General features: G+C 68.3%; 27 protein-coding genes. 11 read left to right on the forward strand and 16 right to left on the reverse strand.

Annotated elements, in window-relative coordinates:
- Nucleotides 1–153: 153 nt before the first annotated feature.
- Complete coding sequence (locus EV651_RS01940) at nucleotides 154–1,248, forward strand: S-(hydroxymethyl)mycothiol dehydrogenase (RefSeq protein ID WP_133781290.1); 1,095 nt, start codon at nucleotides 154–156, stop codon at nucleotides 1,246–1,248.
- Here EV651_RS01940 and EV651_RS01945 read toward each other — a convergent pair.
- On the reverse strand, nucleotides 1,199–2,578 hold the full coding sequence (locus EV651_RS01945) for an MFS transporter (RefSeq protein ID WP_133781292.1): 1,380 nt from the start codon (nucleotides 2,576–2,578) through the stop codon (nucleotides 1,199–1,201). The genes EV651_RS01940 and EV651_RS01945 overlap by 50 nt on opposite strands.
- 148 nt (nucleotides 2,579–2,726) lie before the next feature.
- On the opposite strand from EV651_RS01945, the gene EV651_RS01950 reads away from it, so the two are divergent.
- Complete coding sequence (locus EV651_RS01950) at nucleotides 2,727–3,677, forward strand: sigma-70 family RNA polymerase sigma factor (protein ID WP_133781294.1); 951 nt, start codon at nucleotides 2,727–2,729, stop codon at nucleotides 3,675–3,677.
- Here the strand turns inward: EV651_RS01950 and EV651_RS01955 are convergent.
- The 7 genes from EV651_RS01955 to EV651_RS01985 form a co-directional block, all read right to left on the reverse strand.
- Entirely contained in the window at nucleotides 3,663–4,157 is a 495-nt protein-coding gene (locus EV651_RS01955; RefSeq protein ID WP_133781296.1) for a GNAT family N-acetyltransferase, read from the reverse strand. The genes EV651_RS01950 and EV651_RS01955 overlap by 15 nt on opposite strands.
- A gap of 84 nt (nucleotides 4,158–4,241) precedes the next feature.
- Complete coding sequence (locus tag EV651_RS01960) at nucleotides 4,242–5,216, reverse strand: aldo/keto reductase (protein WP_202870118.1); 975 nt, start codon at nucleotides 5,214–5,216, stop codon at nucleotides 4,242–4,244.
- 71 nt (nucleotides 5,217–5,287) lie between these two features.
- Entirely contained in the window at nucleotides 5,288–5,767 is a 480-nt protein-coding gene (locus EV651_RS01965; RefSeq protein ID WP_133781300.1) for a MerR family transcriptional regulator, read from the reverse strand.
- 50 nt (nucleotides 5,768–5,817) lie between these two features.
- Complete coding sequence (locus EV651_RS01970) at nucleotides 5,818–6,213, reverse strand: Fur family transcriptional regulator (protein ID WP_238156594.1); 396 nt, start codon at nucleotides 6,211–6,213, stop codon at nucleotides 5,818–5,820.
- Nucleotides 6,214–6,288: 75 nt separating this feature from the next.
- Nucleotides 6,289–7,293 (reverse strand): metal ABC transporter permease, encoded by a 1,005-nt coding sequence (locus EV651_RS01975; RefSeq protein ID WP_133781304.1) that lies wholly within the window; start codon nucleotides 7,291–7,293, stop codon nucleotides 6,289–6,291.
- On the reverse strand, nucleotides 7,290–8,045 hold the full coding sequence (locus EV651_RS01980) for a metal ABC transporter ATP-binding protein (protein ID WP_133781306.1): 756 nt from the start codon (nucleotides 8,043–8,045) through the stop codon (nucleotides 7,290–7,292). Before EV651_RS01980 ends, EV651_RS01975 begins: the two co-directional genes overlap by 4 nt.
- On the reverse strand, nucleotides 8,045–8,989 hold the full coding sequence (locus EV651_RS01985; protein ID WP_238156595.1) for a metal ABC transporter substrate-binding protein: 945 nt from the start codon (nucleotides 8,987–8,989) through the stop codon (nucleotides 8,045–8,047). The genes EV651_RS01980 and EV651_RS01985 overlap by 1 nt, the downstream gene beginning before the upstream one ends.
- A gap of 51 nt (nucleotides 8,990–9,040) precedes the next feature.
- On the opposite strand from EV651_RS01985, the gene EV651_RS01990 reads away from it, so the two are divergent.
- Together EV651_RS01990 and eboE are read left to right on the forward strand one after the other, a co-directional pair.
- Nucleotides 9,041–10,324 (forward strand): YibE/F family protein, encoded by a 1,284-nt coding sequence (locus EV651_RS01990; protein WP_133781310.1) that lies wholly within the window; start codon nucleotides 9,041–9,043, stop codon nucleotides 10,322–10,324.
- A 109-nt stretch (nucleotides 10,325–10,433) separates the two neighbouring features.
- Nucleotides 10,434–11,582: a metabolite traffic protein EboE gene (gene eboE, locus EV651_RS01995; protein ID WP_133781312.1), complete on the forward strand. Its 1,149-nt coding sequence runs from the start codon at nucleotides 10,434–10,436 to the stop codon at nucleotides 11,580–11,582.
- Here the strand turns inward: eboE and EV651_RS02000 are convergent.
- Complete coding sequence (locus EV651_RS02000) at nucleotides 11,541–12,779, reverse strand: FAD-dependent monooxygenase (protein ID WP_133781314.1); 1,239 nt, start codon at nucleotides 12,777–12,779, stop codon at nucleotides 11,541–11,543. The genes eboE and EV651_RS02000 overlap by 42 nt on opposite strands.
- A gap of 97 nt (nucleotides 12,780–12,876) precedes the next feature.
- Here EV651_RS02000 and EV651_RS02005 point away from each other — a divergent pair, with 97 nt between their 5' ends.
- Complete coding sequence (locus EV651_RS02005) at nucleotides 12,877–13,419, forward strand: TetR/AcrR family transcriptional regulator (protein WP_133781316.1); 543 nt, start codon at nucleotides 12,877–12,879, stop codon at nucleotides 13,417–13,419.
- A 14-nt stretch (nucleotides 13,420–13,433) separates the two neighbouring features.
- Here the strand turns inward: EV651_RS02005 and EV651_RS02010 are convergent, their stop codons facing one another.
- Nucleotides 13,434–13,859: a DUF6703 family protein gene (locus EV651_RS02010; RefSeq protein ID WP_370352010.1), complete on the reverse strand. Its 426-nt coding sequence runs from the start codon at nucleotides 13,857–13,859 to the stop codon at nucleotides 13,434–13,436.
- Between EV651_RS02010 and EV651_RS02015 the strand changes: the two genes are divergently transcribed.
- The 4 genes from EV651_RS02015 to dusB all read left to right on the forward strand — a co-directional run bounded on the left by EV651_RS02015 (nucleotide 13,767) and on the right by dusB (nucleotide 17,340).
- Nucleotides 13,767–14,051, forward strand: a complete 285-nt coding sequence (locus EV651_RS02015; protein WP_238156596.1) for an antibiotic biosynthesis monooxygenase — start codon at nucleotides 13,767–13,769, stop codon at nucleotides 14,049–14,051. The genes EV651_RS02010 and EV651_RS02015 overlap by 93 nt on opposite strands.
- 108 nt (nucleotides 14,052–14,159) lie before the next feature.
- A complete protein-coding gene (locus EV651_RS02020) occupies nucleotides 14,160–15,545 on the forward strand; it encodes a glycine--tRNA ligase (protein WP_133781322.1) in 1,386 nt (461 codons plus the stop codon).
- Nucleotides 15,546–15,547: 2 nt separating this feature from the next.
- Nucleotides 15,548–16,216 carry a hypothetical protein gene (locus EV651_RS41150; protein WP_166658463.1) on the forward strand — a complete coding sequence of 223 codons (669 nt, stop codon included), beginning with the start codon at nucleotides 15,548–15,550 and terminating at the stop codon, nucleotides 16,214–16,216.
- A 2-nt stretch (nucleotides 16,217–16,218) separates the two neighbouring features.
- On the forward strand, nucleotides 16,219–17,340 hold the full coding sequence (gene dusB, locus EV651_RS02035; protein WP_133781326.1) for a tRNA dihydrouridine synthase DusB: 1,122 nt from the start codon (nucleotides 16,219–16,221) through the stop codon (nucleotides 17,338–17,340).
- Nucleotides 17,341–17,371: 31 nt separating this feature from the next.
- Here dusB and EV651_RS02040 read toward each other — a convergent pair whose 3' ends face one another.
- Genes EV651_RS02040 through EV651_RS02050 form a run of 3 tightly spaced genes read right to left on the reverse strand, consistent with a single transcriptional unit; the run spans nucleotide 17,372 to nucleotide 19,172 of the window.
- The gene (locus EV651_RS02040; RefSeq protein WP_238156597.1) at nucleotides 17,372–17,866 is read right to left on the reverse strand and encodes an ATP-binding protein; all 495 of its coding nucleotides are present in this window, start codon (nucleotides 17,864–17,866) and stop codon (nucleotides 17,372–17,374) included.
- Between the two features lie 24 nt (nucleotides 17,867–17,890).
- The gene (locus EV651_RS02045) at nucleotides 17,891–18,274 is read right to left on the reverse strand and encodes a PPOX class F420-dependent oxidoreductase (RefSeq protein WP_133781331.1); all 384 of its coding nucleotides are present in this window, start codon (nucleotides 18,272–18,274) and stop codon (nucleotides 17,891–17,893) included.
- A 10-nt stretch (nucleotides 18,275–18,284) separates the two neighbouring features.
- Complete coding sequence (locus EV651_RS02050) at nucleotides 18,285–19,172, reverse strand: NAD(P)-dependent oxidoreductase (protein WP_133781333.1); 888 nt, start codon at nucleotides 19,170–19,172, stop codon at nucleotides 18,285–18,287.
- 83 nt (nucleotides 19,173–19,255) lie between these two features.
- Here EV651_RS02050 and ligD point away from each other — a divergent pair, with 83 nt between their 5' ends.
- Nucleotides 19,256–20,233 carry a non-homologous end-joining DNA ligase gene (gene ligD / locus EV651_RS02055; protein WP_133781335.1) on the forward strand — a complete coding sequence of 326 codons (978 nt, stop codon included), beginning with the start codon at nucleotides 19,256–19,258 and terminating at the stop codon, nucleotides 20,231–20,233.
- A 3-nt stretch (nucleotides 20,234–20,236) separates the two neighbouring features.
- On the opposite strand, the gene EV651_RS02060 is transcribed toward ligD, so the two are convergent.
- Genes EV651_RS02060 through mug form a run of 3 tightly spaced genes read right to left on the reverse strand, consistent with a single transcriptional unit; the run spans nucleotide 20,237 to nucleotide 24,613 of the window.
- Complete coding sequence (locus EV651_RS02060; RefSeq protein WP_133781337.1) at nucleotides 20,237–23,524, reverse strand: hypothetical protein; 3,288 nt, start codon at nucleotides 23,522–23,524, stop codon at nucleotides 20,237–20,239.
- A gap of 55 nt (nucleotides 23,525–23,579) precedes the next feature.
- Nucleotides 23,580–24,065, reverse strand: coding sequence for an AAA family ATPase (locus EV651_RS02065; protein WP_133781339.1), 486 nt, complete (start codon nucleotides 24,063–24,065; stop codon nucleotides 23,580–23,582).
- 41 nt (nucleotides 24,066–24,106) lie between these two features.
- Complete coding sequence (mug, locus tag EV651_RS02070; RefSeq protein ID WP_202870120.1) at nucleotides 24,107–24,613, reverse strand: G/U mismatch-specific DNA glycosylase; 507 nt, start codon at nucleotides 24,611–24,613, stop codon at nucleotides 24,107–24,109.
- Nucleotides 24,614–24,689: 76 nt separating this feature from the next.
- Between mug and EV651_RS02075 the strand changes: the two genes are divergently transcribed.
- Nucleotides 24,690–25,406 (forward strand): Clp protease N-terminal domain-containing protein, encoded by a 717-nt coding sequence (locus tag EV651_RS02075; protein ID WP_133781341.1) that lies wholly within the window; start codon nucleotides 24,690–24,692, stop codon nucleotides 25,404–25,406.
- Nucleotides 25,407–25,408 lie beyond the last annotated feature (2 nt).

Genomic DNA, 25,408 nt, shown 5'->3' on the forward strand with positions numbered 1-25,408 from the left:
TGGGTCTACGTCCCAGATGCAGGGTTTGCGTCCCGGATCTCGAGCGCAAACCCTGCATCTCGGACGCCAACCCACCAAATGCGGGGGAAGGGGGAGGGCGGCGTACACGCCCGGGGGCTGACGGAAGCAGGCCAGGGCGGTTAGGTTCGGGGAATGGCTCAGACGGTGCGTGGTGTGGTGGCGGCGGGCAAGGGTGCGCCGGTGTCGATCGAGGAGATCACTGTCCCGGATCCAGGTCCCGGCGAAGCGGTCGTGAAGGTGCAGGCGTGCGGCGTCTGCCACACGGATCTGCACTACCGCGAGGGCGGGATCAACGACGACTTTCCCTTTCTTTTAGGGCATGAGGCCGCGGGGATCGTGGAGTCGGTCGGCGACGGCGTGACCGACGTACAGCCGGGTGACTTCGTCGTACTGAACTGGCGGGCCGTCTGCGGGAACTGCCGCGCCTGCCTGCGCGGTCGCCCCTGGTACTGCTTCAACACGCACAACGCCCAGCAGAAGATGACCCTGAAAGACGGCACCGAGCTGAGCCCCGCGCTCGGCATCGGAGCGTTCGCGGAGAAGACCCTGGTCGCGGCCGGGCAGTGCACGAAGGTCGACCCCGCCGCCAAGCCCGAGGTTGCGGGCCTGCTCGGCTGCGGCGTGATGGCAGGCCTCGGCGCCGCGCTCAACACGGGCAACGTCGGCCGCGGGGACACCGTCGCCGTGATCGGCTCGGGCGGTGTCGGTACGGCGGCTGTGGTCGGAGCACGTCTCGCGGGAGCGGCGAAGGTGATCGCGATCGACCTCGACGAGCGCAAACTCACCACCGCGCAAGAGCTCGGCGCGACGCACACGATCAACTCGAAGGGGCTCGACCACGAGGGGGTCGTCGCGGCAGTGCAGGAGCTGACCGGCGGGTTCGGCGCCGATGTGGTGATCGACGCCGTCGGTCGTCCCGAGACCTGGAAGCAGGCGTTCTACGCGCGCGACCTGGCCGGCACCGTGGTGCTGGTCGGCGTACCGACGCCGGACATGCGCCTCGACATGCCCCTCCTGGACTTCTTCGGCCGCGGCGGCTCGCTGAAGTCCAGCTGGTACGGCGACTGCCTCCCGTCTCGCGACTTCCCGATGCTGATCGACCTCCACCTCCAAGGCCGCCTGCCCTTGGACCGTTTCGTGTCCGAGACGATCGCGCTCGAGGACGTCGAGGACGCGTTCACGAAGATGCACCACGGCGACGTCCTGCGGTCGGTCGTCCTGTTCTAGCGAGGAACCCGGCGGCGAGGATGCCGATCGCCGCCGCCAGGGCGATCGCCCGGCTCGTGGCCGGGAACGAGTGCGTCGACAGGTACAGGGTTCCGAAGACCGTGACGCCGCCGACCTGGCTCAGCTGCATGGCGGTGGTGAGGATGCCGCTCGCGTCGGCCGCGCGCGGCAGCGGGACGTGCGCCAGGGACTGGGTGACGAGCGGGCTTGCGGACAGACCCATGCCGGCTCCGGCCAGGAGCAGCGCAGGCCACTGGAACGACCCGATGCCCGCGTAGCCGAGGGTGCAGAGCGCGAGTCCGACCGGTACGACGAGGTGGTGCAGCCGACTCGGGACCAGGCGCCAGAAATAGCCGACCAGACCGAAGGTGACGGCGAACGGGAGCCAGGTCAGCCCGGCCCGCATGGCTGATTCACCGAGCTCGCTCTGCAGATGAAGGGTGAAGGCGAACAGGAACCCACCCATCGCCAGCAGCATGCACACCATCGTCAGAAGACCGGCCGGCAACCCGCGGGCGCGCAGGACCTCGAGGTTGAGCAGCGGGTCGGCCGTACGGCGCTCGAACCGGACGAACACCGCCGCGACAACCACGCCCGCGGCGATGCAGCCGAAGGTCCACAGCGGCCACCCGAGCTCGTGCCCGACCACCGCGGGCAGCACCATCAGCAGTACGGCGCAGGTCGACAACGCCAGCCCGGTCACGTCGAGACGACGCGTTGCGGTGGGCCGGTCCGCCGGGATCGACCGCGGCACCAGGATCGCCAGGCAGATGCCGACCGGGACGTTGACCAGGAACACCGGGCGCCAGCCGGAGCCGAGAAGGTTCGCGCCGACCAAAAGGCCGCCTGCGATCAGCCCGGCGATCTGGCCGGCGGACAGCGTCACGCCGTACGCCGACAGCGCCTTGGCGCGGGCCGGTCCGGCGAAATGGGCCTGGATGAGGCTCATGATCTGCGGCACCATGATCGCCGCGGCGGCGCCCTGGACGAACCGGAAGAGCACCAGCGGAAGGACCGCGGGCGCGAGCCCGCAGGCGAGCGACGCGAGCGTGAAGAGGATCGCTCCGGTCAGGTACATCCGGCGGCGGCCGAAGAGGTCGCCGAGCCGGGCGCCGGTGATCAGCGTCATCGCGTACGCCACCAGGTAGCCGCCGACCACCAGTTGCAGCCAGGCGCCGGAGGCGTGGAAGCCGGAGCCGATGGCAGGCATCGCGACGTTCACGATGGACGTGTCGAGCAGCGCCATGAACTGGCCGAGCAGCAGAACGGCGAGCATCAGTCCGCGCCGGGTGCCGGCATCCACAGCGCGATCGGTCGTTACAGCAGTCATCAGGTTCTCCTCGTCCGCACAGGACGTTGGTGACGGGACGTGGGTGTATACCTGGCGCGTCGGCCGGATTCATCGGCGGCGGACCGATGATTTTCCGGCGGTTGCGCAGTACGTACTCCCGCAACCGGACTGTGGGAGGCTGACCTCGATGGACCGTGACGACTTCGACCGGAGGGCCGAGCCGTACCGGCACGAGCTGCTGGTGCACTGCTATCGCATGCTCGGATCGATTCACGACGCGGAAGACCTGGTGCAGGAGACCCTGCTGCGGGCGTGGCGGGCGTCCGACACGTACGACGAGCAGCGGGCCTCGCTGCGGACGTGGCTGTACCGGATCGCCACGAACGCCTGCCTGACCGCGCTCAAAGGCAGAGGCCGCCGCGCGCTCCCCTCGGGGCTGGTGAGTGCGACCGAGGACGCCCAGGCACCGATCGAGCTGTCGACGGACGTGCCATGGCTGCAGCCGTTCCCGACCGATCCCGCGGCGGCCATGGTCGTGCAGGGGAGCCTGCGGCTGGCCCTGATCGCCGCCATGCAGTACCTGCCCGCCCGGCAGCGCGCGGTCCTGGTACTGCGAGACGTTCTCGACTGGCCGGTCGCGGACATCGCCGCCGCGCTGGAGACGACGTCCGCGAGCGTGAACAGCGCGCTGCAGCGGGCCCGGGCCAAGCTCGCCGAGATGGACATCACCGAGGACGACGTCGACGAGCCCTCCGACAAAGAGGTCAAGTCCGTCATCGAGGACTACATGCGGGCGTTCGAGGCCGCCGACGTCGACGGCCTGACCCGGCTGCTCACCGACCAGGTCGTCCTCGAGATGCCGCCGGCCCCGCTCTGGTACGTCGGCCGCGATGCGTACGGCGAGTTCATGGCCCGCGTGTACGCGATGCGCGGCCCGGCCTGGCGAATGGTGCCGACGGTCGCCAACGACCAGCCGGCCATCGGCGCCTACGTGCGCGGGGACGACGGTCGTTTCCACGCGCACAGCCTGCAGGTGTTCACCGTCGCCAAGGCCGGCATCACGCACAACGTGGTCTTCTTCGGCCAGGACCTCTTCGCGTACTTCGGCCTGCCGTCAGACCTTTCAGACCTTGAATGAGATCCACAGATCGGGGGTCGCGTCCGGCTTGCCGGCGACCGGACGGGCCTCCTGGGTCCACACGTCGCCGGAGACCTCGGTCGCGACCCGCTGCCAGAACCTGACCGCCTTCTCGTTGTTCGCCTGGAACGCGACGTCGCACGGACCGGGGTGATGCGACAGCACTTCCTGGACCGCGCGCAGCCCGAGCCCGCTGCGACGTACCGGACGCACCATGAAGAACGCGTTCAGCACGTGCACCGGCTGCTGCAGCGCCCGCATGAAGCAGAAGCCGACCGGGTTCTCGCCGAGTGCGATCAGGTACCCGGCCCATTCCGGATCGCCGGTGAGGACGTTCTCCAGCCATTCGGTGCGGAAGCTGCCGTCGGGACGCGGGAGCTGGCCCTGGAACTCGGACATGTCGTGGCGGAACATCAGCCAGAGCCGCTCCATCACCGGCCGGTCGGACGGCTGGACACGGCGCACCACGAGATCAGACATGGGTCTCCTCAGAAACTTGTTCTAGAACGCAGAAAAGCCTCCCGCCGGAGAGTCCGGTACGGAAGGCTTACTGCGGTCAGCTTATCAGTCCTGTGGAGCGGTCTGCCCGGCGACCCAGCTCATGTCCGGGTAGCGGTTGCCGACCGGCGTGAGCTTCGACAGCGCCTCGACGTCGGCGGCGGCCAGTGCGACGTCGAGCGCCCCGAAGTTCTCCTCCAGGTACTTGCGCCGCTTCGTCCCCGGGATCGGCGCGACATCGTTGCCCTGCGCAAGCACCCAGGCGAGTGCGACCTGCCCGGGTGTCGCGTCGTACCGTGCGGCCACCGCGCGGATCTCTTCGACCAGCGCGAGGTTCGCCTCCAGGTTGTCGCCGGTGAAGCGGGGGAGGGTACGGCGGAAGTCGTCGGCCGGGAGCTCCCTGGGCAGGGCGCCGGTGAGCATGCCGCGTCCGAGCGGCGAGTACGGCACGATCCCGATGCCGAGCTCGCGGCAGGCCGGAAGCACCGACTCCTCGATGTCCCGGCTGAACAGTGACCACTCGCTCTGCACAGCGGTGATCGGATGTACGGCGTGCGCCCGCCGGATCGTCTCCGCCGACGCCTCGGACAGCCCGAGGTACCGCACCTTCCCGGCCTCCACCAGCGACGCCATCGCCCCGACGGTCTCCTCGACAGGTACGCCGGGATCCATCCGGTGCTGGTAGTAGAGGTCGACGTGGTCGACGCCGAGCCGCTGGAGCGACGCGTCGATCGCGGACCGGACGTACTCCGGCGAACCGTTCACTCTGCGCACCGCCGGGTCCCGCGGGTCGCCGGTGATGCCGAACTTGGTCGCGAGGAACACCTCGTCGCGCCGGTCGGCGATGGTGCTGCCGACAAGCTCCTCGTTGGCGCCGAACCCGTACATGTCGGCGGTGTCGAGGAACGTGATGCCGAGGTCGAGCGCCCGGTGCAGCGTCGCGGCCGACTCGTTGTCGTCGGCTGCGCCGTACGCGAAGCTCATCCCCATACAGCCGAGTCCGAGCCGGCTGACTTCGGCGCCTTGGCTACCCAGTTTCATGATTTCTCCCATCAGAAGGCATGGCTCCGCCGGCCGAACGTGCGCAACGGTCGGCTGAGCTGAACGGTTGGTTACGGGGCGGCGGTGCCGCCGTACACGGTGATCTTGTAGTCGGTCACCGCGAGGGCGAGCTGCAGATCGCGCAGCTGCCGCTGGATCCGGTCACGGTGCTCCTGCATCAGGGCGAGCCGCTGGGGTGCGGTGTGGTCGCCCTCGAGCACCAGCTCCAGGTAGTGGCTGATCGTGCCGATCGGCATGCCGGAGGCACGCAGCCTGCTGATGAACACGATCCGCGCCATCGCCCGCCGGTCGTAGCTGCGGTACCCGGTGGTGTCCCGCCGTACGTCGACCAAGCCGATGCGCTCGTAGTACCGCAGGGTGTGCGCGGTCAGGCCGGTGAGCTCGGACGCCTCGGCGATCGACAGCTGTTCGGGCAGATCGTCCGGCAGCTCGAGCAGGCACAGCAGGTCCGGATCGATCGGCTCCAGCTCCGGGTGGTGTGCCGCGATGGCAGCCCGGCGGTCCGTGGCGAGCAGTTCGGTCGCGTTCATGTCTACGACCGTATGCCTTGGAGCGCGCTCAAAGGCAAAGGTGACCTACGTCACTCGACCTTCTGGCATTCGGCGCAGGTGCCGAAGATTTCCAGGGTGTGGCTGATGTCCGCGTAGCCGTGCTCGGCCGCGACCTTGTCGGCCCAGCGCTCGACGGCGGGGCCCTCGACCTCGACGGTCCGGCCGCAGCTGCGGCAGACCAGGTGGTGGTGGTGACCCTTCGAGCAGCGCCGGTACGCCGTTTCGCCGTCGGCGGTGCGCAGTACGTCGACCTCGCGGGAGTCCGCGAGCGCCTGCAGGGTCCGGTAGACGGTGGTCAGACCGACGGCCTCACCGGCGGACCGGAGCTCCTGGTGGATCTCCTGGGCTGTCCGGAAGTCGTCGATCTTGTCGAGCGCGAGCGCGACCGCCGCGCGTTGACGGGTCGAGCGTGTTCCGATAGCCACCGTTCCTCCTGACATCTCTCTACCGCCCTCCAGTCTCTCAGAACCCAGCAACCCAGTGCTCGTCCCAGTGCTGCATCAGTGCTCGTCCCAGTGATCCCCGTGCGCCGCGTGCAGGTGACCGTCGTGTACGTAGTCGACATGGTCCCCGTGCTCGACCTTCTTGTGGCCACAGACCGGGTTGTGCGCGTGCGGGTGCCCGGCACTCACCACATGCGGCTCCGGCGCCGGTACGCCGACCTCTGGCTCCTCATCCGCCAGCGGACGTGCCCGACCGGCCCGCCGACGCAACAGCGTCCCGACTGTCGCAGCCACCACGAACCCGGCCAGCGCCAGTACGACGATGGTCGCACCCGGTGCCACGTTCGCGTTGTACGACGTGACGATGCCGGCCAGACACGCCAGCACACCGATGACACACGCGGTGATGAACGTACTGCGGAACGATCGAGTCACCTGCTGCGCTGTCGCCACCGGGACGACCATGAGCGCACTGACCAGAAGCAGTCCCACCGTGCGCATCGCGACCGTCACAGTGACCGCAGCCATCACAGCGATCACCAGGTTGAGCAGCTGGACCCGGAGTCCCGTCGTACGGGCGAACTCCTCGTCTTGGCACACCGCGAACAGCTGCGGGCCCAGACCGATCGCTACGACCAGTACGGCGACAGCGAGGCCGACGACGACGTACAAATCGCTCTGGGAGACCGTGGTGAGTGAACCGAACAGGTACGTGTTCAGCGTGGCTGCGCCTTGACCTGCGAGGCCGATGAGCAGCACGCCGCCTGCGATACCGCCGTAGAACAGGAGGGCGAGCGCCACGTCGCCAGTGGCCTTGCCGCGGGCGCGGACCAGCTCGATGGCGGTCGCGCCGGCGATCGAGACAATGATGGCGGTCAGCACCGGAGCGCTACCGGTGAGCAGACCGAGCGCCACACCGGTGATCGCGATGTGGCCGATCCCGTCACCCATCAACGACAGCCGCCGCTGGACCAGGTACGTCCCGATCGCGGGCGCCGACAGCCCTGTGAGCAGCCCTGCGATGAGGGCCCGCTGCATGAACTCGAGTTGGAACATCGTCATGAGGTCAGCCACCCGGGGTCGTCGTCGGTGTGGGAGTGGTGGACGTGGGCGTGGGTCTGGGAGGCGTGCGGCGGCCCGTCGTACACGATGCGGCCGCGGCGCATCACGACCGAGCGGTCGATCAGGGCGTCCATCGGGCCGAGGTCGTGGCTCACCATCACCACGGTCGTGCCGCGGGCGACCCGCTCCCGGATCGCGTCGGCGAAGATCTGCTGGCTGGCCAGGTCGACGCCGGCCGTCGGCTCGTCGAGGATCAGCAGTTCGGGGTCGGACACCAGGGCCCGCGCGATCAGCACCCGCTGCTGCTGCCCGCCGGACAGCTCGGCGACCGCATCCTTCCGCCGGTCGGCCATGTCGACGACCTCGAGCGCGTCCTCTATCGCCTGCTTGCCGGCGGCACCGAGCGGGGCGAACATCCGCCGCTTCGAGAGCAGACCGGACGACACCACCTCGTACACGGTCGCCGGTACGCCGCCGGCCGCGGTGATGCGCTGCGGCACGTACCCGATCCGCCGCCATTCGCGGAACCGCGGGACCGGCGTCCCGAACAACCTGACCTCGCCACGTGCCGCCGGGAGCAGCCCGACGACGGTCTTGATCAGCGTGGACTTGCCGGAGCCGTTGGTGCCGAGCACGGCAACCACCTCACCCTGGCGGATCCGCAGGTCGATACCCCGAAGCACCAGCCGGCCGCCCAGATCGACGGACAGATCGTCGACCTGGACGGCCCTGGCGGAGTCGTTCTCGGACATCAGGAGCAGCCGTTCGCCTTCTGGAGCTCTTGCAGGTTCTCCTGCATCAAGGTCAGGTACGTTTCCTTGGAGTTCGCGTCCGACAGGCCCTCGATCGGGCTCAGTACGGCGGTCTTGACGCCGACGTCCTTCGCGATCGTCTCGGCCACCTTCGGACTGACCAGCTCCTCGTAGAAGATGGTCGTCACGTGCTGGGCCTTCACGATGTCCTGGACCTCCTTGATGCGGGCCGGTGCCGGCTCCGCGTCCGGCGTGAACCCGGCGATCCCGACCATCGTCAGACCGTATCGCTTGGCGAGGTACGCGAACGCCTCGTGGCTGGTCACGAACGTCTTCAGCTTGCACGTCGCCAGACCGGTCTTGTACGCCGTGTCGAGCTTGCCGATCTGGTCGAGCAGCGCCTTCGCCCGCTCCTGGTACCCGGCGGCGTTGGCGCTGTCGAGGCTCACGAGCTTGTCCTCGACCGCCTTGACGACCGCGGCGTATCGCACCGGGTCGAGCCAGAAGTGCGGGTCGAGGGCACCGTCCTTGTGGGCGGCCTTCTCGGCACCGTCCTCGTGCTCCTCGAAGTTCGCGCCGGTCGCCTCCAGCTGGGCGGCCGGGGTGATGTCGAATCCGGCGTCCTTCGCGTTCTGCTCGACGGCCTCGTCGACGGCCGGCTGCAGCTCCTTCTCGAAGACGACCAGCTTCGCCTCCGCGATCTCGCCGACCTGCTTTGGGGTCAGCTCGAGGTCGTGCGGTTCGACACCGGGCGCTGTCAGCGTGGTCACGTCCACCGCATCGCCCCCCACTGTGCGGGCGATGAACTCGAGCGGGTAGAACGAAGCGACGACGTCGAGCTTGCCGCCGCCGTTGCCACTGTTGTCAGAGCCACCGCACCCGGCCAGGGTGAGAGCGGCCAGGGCAGTGGCGCCGGCAAGGACAGCTCGAAGACCAGATCTCATGACAATCATTTTCATTTAATTGGAACTGATTGTCAAAACAGGGAGTTCACGATGGCCAGCCGCAACGTCGGGCGACGACGTGCCGACCACAAGGGCAACCGCCGACGGACACTCGATATTCCGCAGGGCCACGGTCATGGGCACGGGCACGGTCACGGCGACCACGTGGTCGACACCTCGGTGGTGAACTCCGACGCGGTCGTCGCCCGCCGCGTCCGGATCGTCGTCGCCGCGATCCTGATCCCGCTGATCACCGCGGCCGTGGTGCTGATGATCGCGCTCTGGCCGGGCGGGGGAGTGAAGGTCGACTCGTACCAGACCAGCACTGCCCGCGGCGAGGTCACCGCGATCAAGGCGTGCCCGGACCCGAAGGACAAGTGCGAGCTGGCCACGGTCAAGTTGAGGAACGGTCCGGACAAGGGGAAGGCGGTGCCGGTCGAGGTGCCGAGCGCCGGCCAGACCGCGTTCGCGATCAAGGCCGGTCAGTCGGTGATGCTCGGCATCCAGGACGGCGCGCCGCTCGATCAGCGCTACCAGTACGTCGACCACGACCGGTCGAAACCGCTGCTGATCCTCGCGGTGATCTTCGCGATCGCTGTTGTCGCGCTGTCCCGGTGGCGGGGGTTCGCGGCCCTGATCGCGCTGGCGGTGACCGCCGTGATGCTCACCCAGTTCATCCTGCCGGCGATCCTGAAGGGCTCGAATCCGCTGGTGGTCGCCGTCGTCGGCGGTGCCGTGATCATGACGATCGCGGTGTTCCTCACGCACGGGATCAACGCGGAGTCGTCGATCGCGCTGGCCGGGACGATCGCCGCGCTCGGGCTGACCGTGCTGCTCGGCTGGTTCTTCGCCAAGTTCTCGCAGTTGAGCGGGCTGGCCGCCGAGGGTGCGTCCGCGGCCAAGTCGTTCGCGCCCAACCTCGACCTGACGGGTCTGCTGGTGGCAGGCATGGTGATCGGCGCGTTGGGGGTCCTCGACGACGTCACGGTCACGCAGGCGGCCGCCGTGTGGGAGTTGTCCGCCGCCAACCCCGCGGCGAGCCGGCGTGAACTGATGTCCGCAGGCCTGCGGATCGGCCGGACCCACGTCGCTTCGGTGGTCAACACGCTGGTTCTCGCGTACGCCGGTGCCGCGATGCCGGTGCTGATCGTGTTCGCGATCCAGGACCTGCCCACGCTGTCCGTGCTCTCCACCGAGTCGGTCGCGATGGAGGTCGTCCGCGGCCTGATCGGCAGCCTCGGGATCATCGCCGCCGTCCCGCTCACCACCGCGCTGGCCGCGATGGCAGTCGCGGACCGCTCCCGCGAACTGGTCGCCGACGCCGAACGGCTCTGACCGAAAATCAGCCCTTCCGCCCGAGCGCTCCAGCTTCTACAGTGCGAATTAGGTCACGGAGAGTCCGTCAACGACTACCTTCGGCGATCTAACGGGGTGAGGAGCGCGGATGAGGTTCTGTCATCGGGACGGGTCGACCGTTCATCTGGGGTACTGCGCGACGGTGCATCCGGCCGCGGAGCTCGACGAGTTGATCGCCGGTCTCGACACCTGTGCGGGCGCGGTCCGCTCGGCACTCGGCGTACCTGTGCTCGGCGTCGGCCTGTGGTTTCCGCATCTGCTCGCCGATCGTCTCGCGAACTCGCCGGCCGCGCTCAGCAAGCTCCGCCGGGCGTTGCAGCGCAACCGGCTCGAGGTCGTGACGCTGAACGGCACACCGCACGCGCTGTTCGCCGACAAGGTCGTCGGTACGAAGCTGTACTGCCCCGACTGGACCGACCCCGAGCGACTCCGCTACACCTTCGACCTGATCGACGTGCTGGCCGAACTACTCCCCACCGACGTCGCGTACGGATCGATCTCGACCGTGCCGCTCGGCTGGCGGGTGCCCTGGTCGAAGGAGCGGAACCGTGCCGCGCGCGAGGCGATCGATCGCGTCGAACAGCACCTGGCCCGGACCGAGGCCAGGACCGGCCGCAGGATCCGGATCGCCGTCGAGACCGAGCCGGGCTGCGTCCTCGAGATGATCGGCCAGGCCGCCGCCTGGCTGGACCGCTACTCCAGCCCGTACGGCGGTACGTCGCGTATCGGGCTGGGACTCGACACCTGTCATCTCGCTGTGCAGTTCGAGGACCCGGCCGAGTCGTTCGAACTGCTGTGGCGAGCAGGTGTGGATGTCGTCAAGGCGCAGCTGTCCCTGGCGCCGACGCTCGTGGACCCCGGGGACGCGTCCGGTCGGTACGTACTCGGTCAGCTCGGTACACCGAAGTACCTACGCCAGGTGCGTGAGTGGGGCGGACCTGGGGTCGACGACGTGGCACAGGCCTACGAACTGTCCGGTCACGCCGCCTGGCGGATGCACGCCCACCTGGCGGCCCATACTGCGCCACCAGCTCCGTTGAGCGCGACAACCGGCGTACTGGACGACTGTCTGACCAGACTCGTCGGTGGCGGGCATCCGCTCACGCATCACCTGGAATCAGAGGTGTACGTGTGGCCGCGTGCGGCCAGAACCCAGCAGGCGTTGGCGAAACGGATCGCCAAGGAGCTGACGTGGCTACGCGACCGCCTGACCGCCCTTGGATTGGATGAGGTCTGAGTAGTCGGGGAGTGGTACTGCTGTCAGTGCCTTGCCGGCGGCGTTTCGCGACCAGATGAGCCGCTGCACGGGGATCGGCAGCTTGGATACGGCGGCAGCCGCGAACGGCATCAGTTCGAGAGCGGCACGTCCACCGGGAATGATCCCGCGCATCGTGGTCGGTCCGATCGCCCGGGTGAGCTCGACATGTCGCCGTACGGCGTTCTCGTAGTTCTTCAGGCCGGACGGCGGATCGCTGCGGGCCGCGGCCAGCTCACCGGCGAGGATGTACGCCGTCACCATCGCGAGACTGGTGCCGCCGCCGACGGCCGGGCCCGGGCAGAAGCCCGCGTCGCCGACAAGGGCGACGCGGCCCCGCTGCCAGCTGTCGAGCGTGATCTGCGTGATCGAGTCGAAGTAGAAGTCGTCGGCCGTGTCCAGGTGCTCCAAGAGTTGCGGCACCTTCCAGCCGTAGTCGCCGAACTCCTTCACCAGCAAGGCCTTCTGCTGTTCCTTGTCCCGGTAGTCGTACCGCAGCTCCTCCCGCTTCCGGAACAAGAACGTCGCGCGCTCCTGACCGGTCTGGTAGACGCCGTACGCGCCGCACAGCTTGTCGACGCTCAGGTGACCCAGCATCCGGTCGCCGAGACCGAGCACCGGCGGCATCGAGTACACCGCGAGGTAGCCGCCGAGTGGCCGGCGCATCGACTCCTCGGGGCCGAAGGCGAGTCGCCGGACGTTCGAGTGCAGGCCGTCCGCGCCGATCACCAGGTCGAAGCGGCGTTCCCGGCCGGAGTCGAAGGCGACGTCGACCCCGGCGCCGTCGTCGTGCAGGGTCGCGATCGAGTCGCCGAACAGGTACTCGGCGGTGTCGCGGGTCGCGGCGTACAGGATCTTGGTGAGCTCGCCGCGGAGGATCTCCACGTGATCGCTCGAGATGCCGGCGTACAGGCGGGTGAGGTCGATGTTCACGGGTCGCCGGTCGAACCGCTCGATCGTCATCGTGTCGAGCCGGGTGCGGGACGCCTCGATCGCGTCGAGCCGTCCCATCCGGCGGGCGACCTCGGCGGCCGGGCCGAACAGGTCGACGGCGTGGCCGCCGAGGCCGTGCCGTCCGGCCGATGTGCGTTCGACGAGCGTCGGCTCGAAGCCGTAGCGGTGCAGCCAGTGGGCGAGGACCGGGCCGGCCACGCTCGCACCCGAGATCAGGACCTTCATGACGCCTCCCGACGTTTGCTTACTTATCGGAAGGTAAGTAACCGGTCAGAGGGTTGTCAATGGCTTACTTACCGGAAGGTCAGCTAATCTTCCGGGTATGCCGAGACAACGGACCGGTGACACCCGGGCGCGGATCCAGCAGGCCGCGCTGGAGCTGTTCGCCGAGCGCGGGATGCAGCAGACCAGCCTGCGCGACATCGCCGACCGCCTCGGAGTCACCAAGCCCGCGCTGTACTACCACTTCGCGTCCCGCGAGGACCTGCTGAACAGCCTGGTCGAGCCGATGATCGCCGAGTTCGAGGCGTACGCCGCGGCGCAACAGGCGGCCGCCCCGATCCCGCCGCGGGAACTGCTCGGCTCGTACTTCGACCTCGCCTACCGGCACCGCGCGCTGATCCAGCTCGCGATCCGCGACCTCTCGGTGCTGCACGAACTGAAACTGGCCGACCGCTTCATCGAGTGGCGCGGCACGCTCACGACGCTCCTGATCGGCACCAGCCCGTCGCTGTCCGACGTGGTCCGGTGCATGGTCGCGCTCGGCGGACTGTCCGACTGCGCGGTGATGATCGACCACGAGCCCGTCGCCGAACTCCGTGAGGCCGCGGTCGAAGCGGCGTACGACAGTCTCGGCCGCCCCTGAGCAGCCGGTTCTGATCAGCGGGTGGCGATCCGCGAGACCGCGAACAGCAGGATGACGAGGATCGAGAAGATCCGCAGGAACCGCGGCCCGGTCGTCGGCAGCGCCGGCCACGACAGGAACGCCAGCCAGCCGAGCAGCAGCGCCAGCAGGACCAACGCCGGCACCCCCACGGGCACCGGAGCGAACACTCCGACCAACGCCAGCAGGAGCGTGATCCCCGGCAGGGTCAGCTTCGGCGCGGCGTGCAGCTTCGCGACGTACGGGTAACTGACCTTCGTGATCCGCTGCCGCAACGGACTGCTCGGGGTGCTCATGCCGCCATTGTTCCAGGTCCTATGGTTGAGCCCGTGTTCGTCGTGATCAGGTTTCGGGTGGGGGAGAGTGCGCAGGCCGCGTTCGCGGAGCGGATGCGGGGTGCGGTCGAGGTGCTGGGGCGGCAGAAGGGGTTCGTTTCCGCGCGCGTGGGGCGGAACGTGGACGACCCGGAGTTGCTGGCGCTGACGCTGGAGTTCGAGAACATCGGCAGTTACCGGCGGGCGCTGTCGCCGTACGAGGTGAAACTGGCCGCCGTGCCGCTGTTGTCGGAGGCTCTCGACGAGCCGACGGCGTACGAGGATTTAGAGGGTGTCTGAGATGACATCCCGGTGGCACGGATTCGATCCGCGACGCCCGGGACCGATAGCCTGGACTCTTCCGTAGATTCGCCAGCATCCGTTCTGTGCCCGTTCTGGAGTCGAAAAGTGCCCGTGGAAACCGTCGATGCCGTCGTCAGCCTCAGTAAGCGGAGAGGCTTCGTCTATCCGTGCGGCGAGATCTACGGCGGTACCAAGTCGGCCTGGGACTACGGACCGCTCGGCGTCGAGCTGAAGAACAACGTCCGCACCCAGTGGTGGCGGACGATGGTGACCGGTCGCGACGACATCGTCGGCCTGGACTCCTCGGTGATCCTGCCGACCAAGGTGTGGGAGGCCTCCGGTCACCTGTCCGAGTTCGTCGACCCGCTGACCGAGTGCCAGTCCTGCCACAAGCGGTTCCGTGACGACCACCTCCGCGAGGACTTCGCGCGCCGGAAGAACAAGGACGCCGACGACGTCAAGCTCGCCGAGATCGCCTGCCCGAACTGCGGTAACAAGGGCACCTTCACCGAGCCGCGGATGTTCAACGGCCTGCTGAAGACGTACCTCGGCCCGGTCGAGTCCGAGGAGGGCCTGCACTATCTGCGCCCGGAGACCGCGCAGGGCATCTTCATCAACTTCGCGAACGTGATGGGCACCGCCCGGAAGAAGCCGCCGTTCGGCATCGCCCAGGTCGGCAAGAGCTTCCGCAACGAGATCACCCCGGGCAACTTCATCTTCCGGACCCGCGAGTTCGAGCAGATGGAGATGGAGTTCTTCGTCGAGCCGGGCTCCGACGAGGACTGGCACGAGTACTGGCTGAAGGCGCGCTGGGAGTGGTACGTCGGTCTCGGTCTGAACCCGGACAACATGCGGTTCTACGAGCACCCGAAGGAGAAGCTGAGCCACTACTCGAAGCGCACCGTCGACATCGAGTACCGGTTCAACTTCGGCGGCAAGGAGTTCGACGAGCTCGAGGGCATCGCGAACCGCACCGACTTCGACCTGTCCACGCACTCCAAGCACTCCGGCGCCGACCTGTCGTACTTCGACCAGGAGAAGGGCGAGCGCTGGACGCCGTACGTCATCGAGCCCGCGGCCGGCCTGACCCGCAACGTGCTCGCGTTCCTGCTCGACGCGTACACCGAGGACGAGGCGCCGAACGCGAAGGGCGGTGTCGACAAGCGGACGGTAATGCGTTTCGACCCGCGGCTCGCTCCGGTCAAGGCGGCCGTGCTGCCGCTGTCCCGCAACGCCGACCTGTCGCCGAAGGCCCGCGACCTGGCCGGCGAGCTGCGGAAGAACTGGAACGTCGACTTCGACGACGCCGGTGCGATCGGCCGCCGGTACCGCCGCCAGGACGAGATCGGCACGCCGTACTGCATCACCGTCGACTTCGACACCCTCGAGGACCACGCGGTGACGATTCGCGAGCGGGACTCGATGAAGCAGGAGCGGGTCGCCCTCACCGAGGTCACCGGCTACCTCGCCCAGCACCTGGTGGGTTGCTGACGATGAAGCTGTCAGGGGTGCCGGCCGTCGTGGGGCTTTCCGCGCTGGCGGTGCTCGTGCTGTCGTCCTGCTCGGACAGCAAGCCGGAGGCCGGTACGTCGCCCTCGACGCCTGCCTCCAGTACGCCGCCGCCGTCGAGCGCGCCGATCCCGACCGCGTCGACGCCGACGCTGACCGCGCTGCCGACCCCGTCGAAGCCGTGGCCGACGCCGACGGTCACCGGCGCGCCGGAGAGCGACGCGCCGCTCGCCGAGCGGATCACGTTCGCGATCGCGAAGCAGGTGCAGATCGCGGCCGGCAAGGCGGCGACCACGACCGTGAAGTGCCCGGGCATCGACAAGGTCGAGACCGCCGGCAAGCACGAGCTGACCTGCACCGTGACGTACGCCGGGAAGCCGTACACCGGCACGCTGACGGTCGACGCCAAGCAGTACTCGGCGTCGTACAGGTTCACCTCGGAGTCGGTCGCGATCGTCAAGCCGAAGGTGGTCGACGCCGTACTGCGGACCGTCGCCGACGCCGCGAAGGTGACCTGCACGATGGACGACGTTGCCGTGGTCAAGCATTCCGGCGCGCCGATCGCGTGCGACGTGACGACGACCGCGAACGCCGTACAGCCCTACAAAGCACAGGTTTCCGGTAACGGACAGGTGCTGGTGGCGAAGGCCTGATCATGCTTCAACTGGGCAACCTCACGATCGAGACGCCGGTGGTGCTGGCGCCGATGGCCGGTATCACCAACGCGGCGTACCGGCGACTGTGCGCCGAGCAGGGCGCCGGGCTGTACGTGTGCGAGATGATCACCTCGCGGGGCATCGTCGAGGGTGATCAGAAGTCGCTCGACATGCTCACGTTCGACGCGCGGGAGACGGTTCGGTCGGTGCAGTTGTACGGCGTCGATCCGACGTACATCGGGCGCGCGGTGCAGATCCTCTGCGATCAGTACGGCGTTGCGCACATCGACCTGAACTTCGGGTGCCCGGTGCCGAAGGTGACGCGCAAGGGCGGTGGCGCCGCGCTGCCGTGGAAGCGCAATCTGCTCGGCGCGATCCTGCGGTCCGCGGTGCGGGCCGCGACGCCGTACGGCGTACCGGTGACGATGAAGACCCGGATCGGGATCGACGCCGGTCATCAGACGTACCTCGACGCCGGGCGGATCGCCGAGGAGTCCGGTGCGGCGGCGATCGGGTTGCACGGGCGGACGGCGTCGCAGGCGTACTCCGGTCAGGCGGACTGGTCCACGATCGCTGCCCTCGTGGAGCACGTGAACATCCCGGTGCTGGGCAACGGCGACATCTGGGAAGCCGCCGACGCGTTGCGGATGGTCGCCGAGACGGGCTGCGACGGCGTCATCGTCGGGCGCGGGTGCCTCGGCCGGCCGTGGCTGTTCCGCGATCTCGCGGTCGCGTTCGCCGGGGGCGAGGCGCTGAACCTGCCGACGCTCGGCGAGGTAGCCGACGTGATGCGGCGGCACGGCGAGCTGCTCGCGGAGCTGATGGGGGAGCAGCGCGGCCTGCGCGACTTCCGCAAACACGTCCCGTGGTACCTGAAGGGCTTCCCGGCCGGCGGCGAACTCCGCGCCGCCCTCGGCATGGTCGACTCACTCGCCCGCCTGGACGAACTCCTCGCTGAACTCGACCGCACCATCCCCTTCCCGGTCGCCGAACTAGGCGCCCCCCGAGGCCGCCAAGGCAGCCCCCGAGACCACATCGTCCTCCCCCAAGGCTGGCTCGACGACACAGACGGCCTGACCGCCGACCTGGCCGACGCCGAAATAGGAGTCTCCGGCGGCTGATTCGCCGGCTGATGCCGACCGCTGGCGGGGCTCAGAACGCCAAGTGCTGCAGGTCGTCGGCAGAGGTGACTCGTACGGCGTGCTCGTCAGCCTCCGGTGGTTCGAAGTCGGCGAGATGCTGCTCCAGCACCGCGTCCGTAACGTCCTGCCGCCGCGGATCGAGCCGGTTCTCGGCGCGTCGCCTGCGGACCGTCGCGTGGTCCACATCGACGTACACCAAGGTGAACCCCACGTCCTCCGCGGCCGCCAGTGCCCGCCACCCGTCGCGGAGAAACCGAGGCGAACTCGTGTCGTCGACGACGACCGACCTCCCCGAGCCCAGCAGTTCGCGAACCTCGGCGTGCGCCACGTCGTGAGTCCGCATCCACTCCTCGACCGGAATCCCGTTCCCGCCCCACAAGCCACGCCGTTCGTTGATCTCGTCAAGGCTCACGACGCACGCCGGCAACCGCTCCGCAAGCACGCGCGCCACCGTGCTCTTCCCCGAGAACGACGTCCCGCACAACAGAACCAGCCTGTCCGCCACCCGCACATCCAAGCACGCGGATGGTCAACTCATGCCGACCTTCTGGTGCTCGGGCTCCACGACGAGGACAACTCGTTCCTGATCACGGGGGTACTTGAGGTCGATGTACTTCGCCACCAGCCGGTCGATGATGTCCCACGCTTCGTCGCCTTCCAGCCAGTCGACAACGCGACCGCGGACGACGACGGGTTCGAACGGGTTGTCGGCCGGCACGATCGACAACGCGAGGCGGGGGTCCCGGCGCAGGTTGCGGGCCTTCCGCATCCCCGGACCGGTGAAGAAGACGATCTGCTCACCGCGCGTCCCGGCGTACACCGGGGTGCTGTGCGGTGAGCCGTCGGGCAGGACGGTCGCGAGGTGAGCGTACGACGCGGCGTCGAGGACGCTGCGCACTCTCGGATCGAGCATGTGTACTCCTTCAGCGAGGGTTCTCGGAGCGCCAGGCGATGTAGTGGGCGACTGCTTCGGCGGCGTTGAACTCGGGTGTGAAGCCGGTGTCCGCGGTGAGGCGGCTGATGTCCAGGTGCGGGGTCACTTGCCCTCCGGGCACCGTTCCGACGCCCAAGGCGTCGGCGAATTCGCGCTGCATCGTGGGGCGTCCGCTGGAGACGTTGTAGATGGTGTGGTTCAGCGTCTCCGCTGTCGTCAGCAGCGCGATCGCGCGTCCCGCGTCCGGCGCGTAGCACGAGTCGCCGCCCTCCTCGGCGAGCAACGGAGCCGGCTGTTCGCCTCGCTGGAGGGCGCTGACGTACGGCGGGATGAAGTTGAACACCGACTCCGGGTCCATCAGCGGCCCCCACGTCGACCCGATCCGGAGGATGACCGGTTGTACGCCGGAACCCCGCAAGGCGTGGGTGGTGAGCGGTTCGACCGCCTTCTTGAACGCGATGATCAGGTGCGGCAGGTCCGCGTCCGGAAGCGCGAGCTCTTCGTGCCATGGGTTTTCGTCCTGGCCGATGTACACACCGATGCTGCTCGCGACCGCGAACCGGCGTACGCCCCAGGCCCGGGCCGCGTCGAGCGCGTTCAGCAGCCCGGTGGTGTCGGTGCGGAAGTACGCGACCGGATCGTCGCCCGGGATGGTGCCGGCGAGGTGCACGATGTCGCTGACGTCGTACCGCTCCCCGAGCGCGAGGAACGCGTCCCGGTCGGTGACGTCGAGCTGTTCCACGGTGACCTTGCCGTCGAGGAACGACGGGAGATCGGTACGCCGGTACGACGTGACGACGACCTCCTGTCCGAGGTCGAGAAGAGCGCGGGCGGTGTGGGCGCCGATCATTCCGAGCCCGCCGGTGACGAGAATCATGCCCACGAGGCTACGAGCCGCACATGCCGGAGTCTTGAACAAATCCAGCACGATCGCTGCAAGCGCGGGTCTAAGCTCGGGGGATGGCGAGCAAGCCGGATGAGACGCGGGACGGCGTTGACCTGACCAACCTGGACCAGCCGTTGTTCGACGGGGCTGACGCGCGGAAGCGGGATCTGGTCGACTACCTGGACGCGGTGCACGAGCGGATCGTGCCGGAGCTGCGGGAGCGGCCGTTGTCGGTCGTGCGGATCCGGCCGGGCCAACCGAAGTTCATGCAGAAGAACGTCCCGAAGTATACGCCGGACTGGGTGAAGACCGTGCAGGTCTGGGCGGAGGCGTCGAAACGCCAGGTGTCGTACGCGTTGTGCGACGACCGCAAAACGCTGCTGTGGTTCGCGAACCAGCGCGCGGTGGAGTACCACCCGACGTTGATGCGCGCCGACCGCTGGGACCGCGTCACACACCTCGTGCTCGACCTCGACCCGCCGGAGGGCGAGACCTTCTCGATGGCGGTGCAGGCGGCGCTGCTCGTGCGGCAGGCGCTCACCGACTGCGGGTTGTCCGGTGCGGTCAAGACGAGCGGCGCGAAGGGTGTGCACGTGATCGTGCCGATTGTCGACACGGTGACGATCGAGGACGCCGCGGCCGCCACGCGGGCGATCGCTGCGCGGGCCGAGAAGATCGATCCGTCGGTCGCGACCACGGCGTACATCAAGGAGGACCGGCACGGGAAGGTCTTCGTCGACTCCACGCGTTCCGGCGGTGCGACGGTCGTCGCGGCGTACAGCCCACGCGTCAGACCTGGTACGACGGTGTCGTTCCCGGTCGGCTGGGATGACCTGGAGAGCGTGACGCCGCGTGACTTCACTGTTCGCACCGCCCCGGCGCTCCTCGGCGATCGCGATCCGTGGGCCGAGCAATTGCCCGCACCGCAGGCGATCCCGGAGGACGTCCTCCTCGAAGGCCGGGCCATCCCGGTCGCCCGTGTCGCGGCCATGCACGAAGGCAAACGCCGCAAACGCGCCCGCGAAGCCGAGGAACACAAGCGCGCCGACTAGGTCCTACTCGGTAGCGGTTGTCAGGTCGAGAGCCCGGCGACGGACGGCTGTCGACGTGTGGTTGCGGAGGGCAACCAACAGCTCGCGCCACTCGGCGGGCCACCCTGCCTGAGGACCGGCGGCGCCCACGAGGACGTGAGCCAGCAACCCGGATGCCAAGTTAGGGGAGTGGACCAGCGAATCGGCAACCGGCAGCAGCTCCGCGGGCGTCCAGGTCGACTCCGTCGCGGACAGCCGGGCGGCGACGAGGTCGGCGGCCCGCAACGCGGCCAACGGATCATCACCGACCAGATCGCGAAGCTGATCGACCGACTGCGAATGCACCAGAAGCTGCAACCGGAGCTCCAAGAAGTCGGAGCCAACCAGCTCGTCGGCAACCACGCGCAGGTGCCGGCGGTCCTCCGCCGACCGGCGGCTGAACTGCGCCGACAGCTGACTCACCAGATACGTGAGCCGCTGCCGAGCCGGACGATCCCGATCCGGCAACGCGTTCGGCAGCGCAGGATTCGCCTCCGACCGCACCAGCAGCCGAGCGACGTCAACGACGTCATCCAGCCCCGCCGGCGCATCCGTCGCGACGAACGAGACGAGCGCAGTGATCGCGTCCCGCCACACCCGACCGCGCAGCGACAGCCGAGTGATGAAGTCCGCGCAGACCCGAGTAGCAGCCGGGTTGTACCGCGCCCAGCCCCGCAACGCGAGCAGTGCCGACCCAACAACCTCCGGCTCGCTACGAGTCGTCACAGCGATCAACAGGTCGGCGTACCTCGCCCGGTACCCCACGGGTACGTCGTACGCACGCCGTACCGTCAACGCCGTCGCAGTAGCCGGAGAGTCGTGCACTGCCTGCTCCAGCACCGCCCACGCAGCAGGGTCGTACAGCAGGTACTGCGACACGGTCCGTGCAATAGCGGCCCGCACATCCCGATGCGCACCAGCCCACGCCTCCGTCAGTACGGCGCTAGCTCCTGGAGCCCGTAGCTCACCAAGGAGCCGCACCGCCTCCTTCCGCGACGTGACCTTCACGCGGTCACCAGTCAGCACCGGCTGCAGCAGCCCCGGCAGCAGACTGGGCCGGACGAACCGCGCTGCCCGGCTAGCCGCGTACACAGCGACCCGTGCCCGATCGTCACCCGCATGCGCGAGTAGCAACGGCATGGCAAGGTCAGGTCGCTCTGTCCACGCCAAAGCCGCCAGCGCGGCCTCTTGCAGCAGTACGTCGGAACTCCCGAGGAACTCGTCCAACGCAGCCCTGCCGGCAACCGGCACGCGTCCAAGCGTCCTGACCGCCAAAGCCCGGTACCAGGTGTGCATCCGGTCGTCACGGGCAGCTTGGACGAGCAGATCGGCGTACCGAGCCTGCTGTCGCGGCAGCCAGCGACGAAGGGCGTAGCCGGGCACCTGCCAGGACGTGCTGCTGCGATCGAAACGGCGAATCCGATCCGCTGCGGCGAGCACCGGGTCGAGCAGGTCGGTGTAGTGCTCGGTGACCAGCCACCACACCGGATGCCAGCGGGCCATGGTGACGTCTCGCTCGACGATCTGACGCAGGCGGTCGTACCGGCTTCGGCGCGGTTCCAGCCAGTACCTGCAGGCCTGGTCGGACGTGTACTCCTGGTCCGACCAGACCGCCTGCTCGAGCACACTCTCGAGGTGATCCGACGACCAGTCGCGGCGGCCAATAGCCGCGGCCACTGTGAACGCCAGCGAGAATTCGTCGCGCTTGGCCGCGGCACCGATCGCGGGCCGGAGCGCCTCGTACACCTCGCCTTCCCGTCCACGCGGCAGCCTCTCGACCAACGGATCCAGGTCGATCCGGCCACGGTTCTCCGACAGCCGCGCGTACGCCTGCAAACCCCAGTCCAGCAGGATGGCCTGGTTGTCCAAAGCGCCCTGTACGACGGCATTCTCAGCCAATTGCGTCAAGGCGTGCCGCGTTGCCCACGACGCGTCCCGTGCCGCCAATGCATCGGTAAGCAGCGTGTCCAGCGAGTCGGTCAGTGCATCGCTCAGCAGGGTCGGCGGCAAGTCCGCGACAGCCTGTACGGCGTTGACCCGCACGGTGTCCTGGTCGTTGCGAATCCGCCCGGCCGCCCACGTGACAGCCTGCACGACCTGCTCTGGCCGCCTCGCGTACCCGGCCGACCGGATGACACCCTGGTAGACCGAGCTGCGCACCGCGGCGTCTGGGTCGCTCACATCCGGTTCGAGGAGTGCGAAGGCCTCGTCGAACGGGAGGTGAGCAGCGATGCTGCGCCTCCACCACCCGTCTTCACTGATCGCAGATAGCGTCAGCATCCGACGTGTCTGCTCCGCACGCACAGCATGCGGCAGCACCTGGAGAAGCTCCGAACTGAGCTGCGCCTGCCCGAGATCGACGTACCGCGTCACCGCCGCGAAGATCACCGCACGTCGCGTCGGCGCCAGTGCGTCGAGGAAGCTGGCAAGGTGCGGCCACAGGATCCGTCCGAGGGTGACCAGCTCGTCGTCGGAGTACCTGTGCAGGCGACGCCGAAATGCCGGAGTAAGCGCCCGCGTCACCACACCGCGCCGGTCAGGCGCCAGCAGCAGCTCAAGCACAGCTGCCGGGTCCCGGTCCATGAGCGGACCGATGATGTCGAGCACTGCGTTCGGGAGGTCGTGGGCAGGCACCGCCTGCTTGATCAGCTCCAGTACCGCGTCCGGTGCGTGCTCTAGCGACGCGGTGACGCCGTGGCCGACGCTCTGCCACCACTCATCATTGGCAGGCAGCGTCTGGCGAGCAAACGCCAGTACCTCGTCCGGATGATGCTTCGCGAGCTGACGCCAGCCGCCAGGCGTCACGCAGTACGCCAGCTCGGGCAGGAGCCGCGCCACGGTGGCGTGATCGGTAGCGTCGAGCAGCCCGGTCGCCGCTACGTCACCCCAGCGCGCCCGGTGCTCGTCGATCAGCCGTACGGCGAGATGCTCGCGGCGCTGCCGACGTACCAAGGCCACCAGCTTCGAGCGCAGTGTCGCGGGCGCGTCGTCGTACACGATCCGCAAGTCGTCGTCCGCGACCGGCACCCCGCGACCGACCGCCGCGAGCGCCCGTGACTGCACGGCCGGATCCGGGTCCCGAAGCATCCGGCTGACGTAGGGCGCCTCGCGGGTGACCTCGGCGATCTGGAGCCCGAGGACGCGCTCGAACGCGGTACCTCGACCCAACTCGTCGAGGAGGCCCACCAGCTGAGGCGCGTGGTCAGCGAGCAGGCGTACACGCTGTCCGTACGAGAGTCCGTCGATCGATCGCAGCAGCTCGGGCAGACGCATGCGCCCATCCTGCCCAATGAGTGGTGTCAGCTCTCGAGTCAGGCGTACGCCGCCCTCAACGAATAGCGTCCAAGATCGCGTCGACGACTTCGTCGAGCGGGCGCGCGGTGTCGATGACCGTCCCCTGGGGCACGTATTCCTGGGTGGCGTGCAGGCGGAGGATGAATGCCCGCTGTTCGTCGTTCCCGCCCCAGTCGTCGGCCTCGCGATTGCGCAGCCTCCGCTCGAGGGTTTCGGTGTCCACGTCCAGCACGATGACCTTGTCGAACACGTCCAGGAACTTGCTGAAGTTCCTCGAACCGCCACAGAAGAAGGCGATCTCCTCGGTCGTGCTCGCGGCGATCTCCCGGACCTTGGCGACGTCCCAGATGTGGTTGTGGTAGCCGTGGACCTCGTCGCGTTCCCCGGTGTCCGGATCGCCCGGATAGGCGAGTTCGTTGTCGCCGTCAACGGCTGTGTAGCCGCGTCTCCGGAGCTCGCGGCACACCGAACTCTTACCGGTGCCGGAACCGCCCTCGACCAGGTAATTGCGTTTTGCCATGGACTTCAGCGTAGTCAGAAGCTCCGTCGAAGGAACGCGAATTATGTGCCGGCAGCCAGCCGGAGCTCGGCGAACGCCGCGGCGAGTTTCGGCAACGTGTAGTGGGCATTCAGGCCGCTCGGGTTCGGCAGGATCCAGACCCGGGTGGCGCCGATCATCCGATCCTGCTTGCCCACTGCCGCCGTACGTTCCCCGAAGGCGTCCCGGTACGCCGTGACGCCGAGCACCGCCAACCACTCGGGCTGGATGTCGAGCACCTTCTTCACCAGGTTCTCGCCACCCGCCACGAACTCCGCGCGCGTCAACTCCGCGGCCTTCGCCGAGGGCCGGTCGACGACGTTGGTGATCCCGAGCCGATACGTCAGCAACTCCTGCTGCTCGGCCGGCCGCAGCTGGCGAGGGGTGAAGCCGCTCAGGTGCAACGCCGGCCAGAACCGGTTCCCCGGCCGCGCGAAATGATGCCCGGTCGCCGCCGACATCAGCCCCGGATTGATCCCACAGAACAACACCCGCAACCCATCACCGACAACATCCGGTATCCCCTCCACGACCCAAACCCTAGACCGGATCACCAGCGTCAACCCAGGGTTGACGATCGGGGGTCGTCAACCTAGGGTTGACGATATGACTCCTGGACCTGATCTGCAGGAACTGATCAACACGATCAAGGCCGACGCCGGTAGTGACGACGAGCTGGAGCAGCTCGGGACCGCGGCGGCGACGATCAACGAGCTGACCGCCACCAGTGACGCCGCGCTCGGCTTCTTCGTCGACCGGGCCCGCGGCGCGGGGAAGTCCTGGGTGGAGATCAGCACCGTGCTCGGCGTCAGCAAACAAGCCGCCCACAAACGCTTCGCCGACTCCTGGACCGCCCGCCCGGCATTCGAGCGCTACACGCAGCGGGCCCGCGCCGTCGTCCAAGCGGCCGGCGCCATCGCCCGCGAACGCAACCACGACTTCGTCGGCACCGAGCACCTGCTGCTCGCGATGTACAAGGAGCCCGACGCCATCGCGGCCAAGGTCCTCGTCCGGCACGGCATCACCGAGGACTCGGTCCGCACGGCGGTCGATGTCCGGAGCCCGGCGGGCGAGTCGAGCAACCAGCCGAAGAGCCTCGATGTCGAGAACCCGCCGTACACGCGCCGCGCGGCACACGTTCTCCAAGGAGCGGTCGGCGAGGCGGTGACGCTGGGCCACAACTACGTCGGCACCGAGCATCTGCTGCTCGCGTTCTACCGGGACCAGGCCGGCATCGCCACGAAGATCCTGCTCGAGCAGGGCTTGGAGGAGTCGGCCGCCTGGACCGATATCCGTGCCGCCCTCGAAGGGTTCACGAAGTAGGT

The organism is Kribbella sp. VKM Ac-2571 (genome assembly GCF_004362255.1).
Lineage (GTDB): Bacteria > Actinomycetota > Actinomycetes > Propionibacteriales > Kribbellaceae > Kribbella > Kribbella pratensis.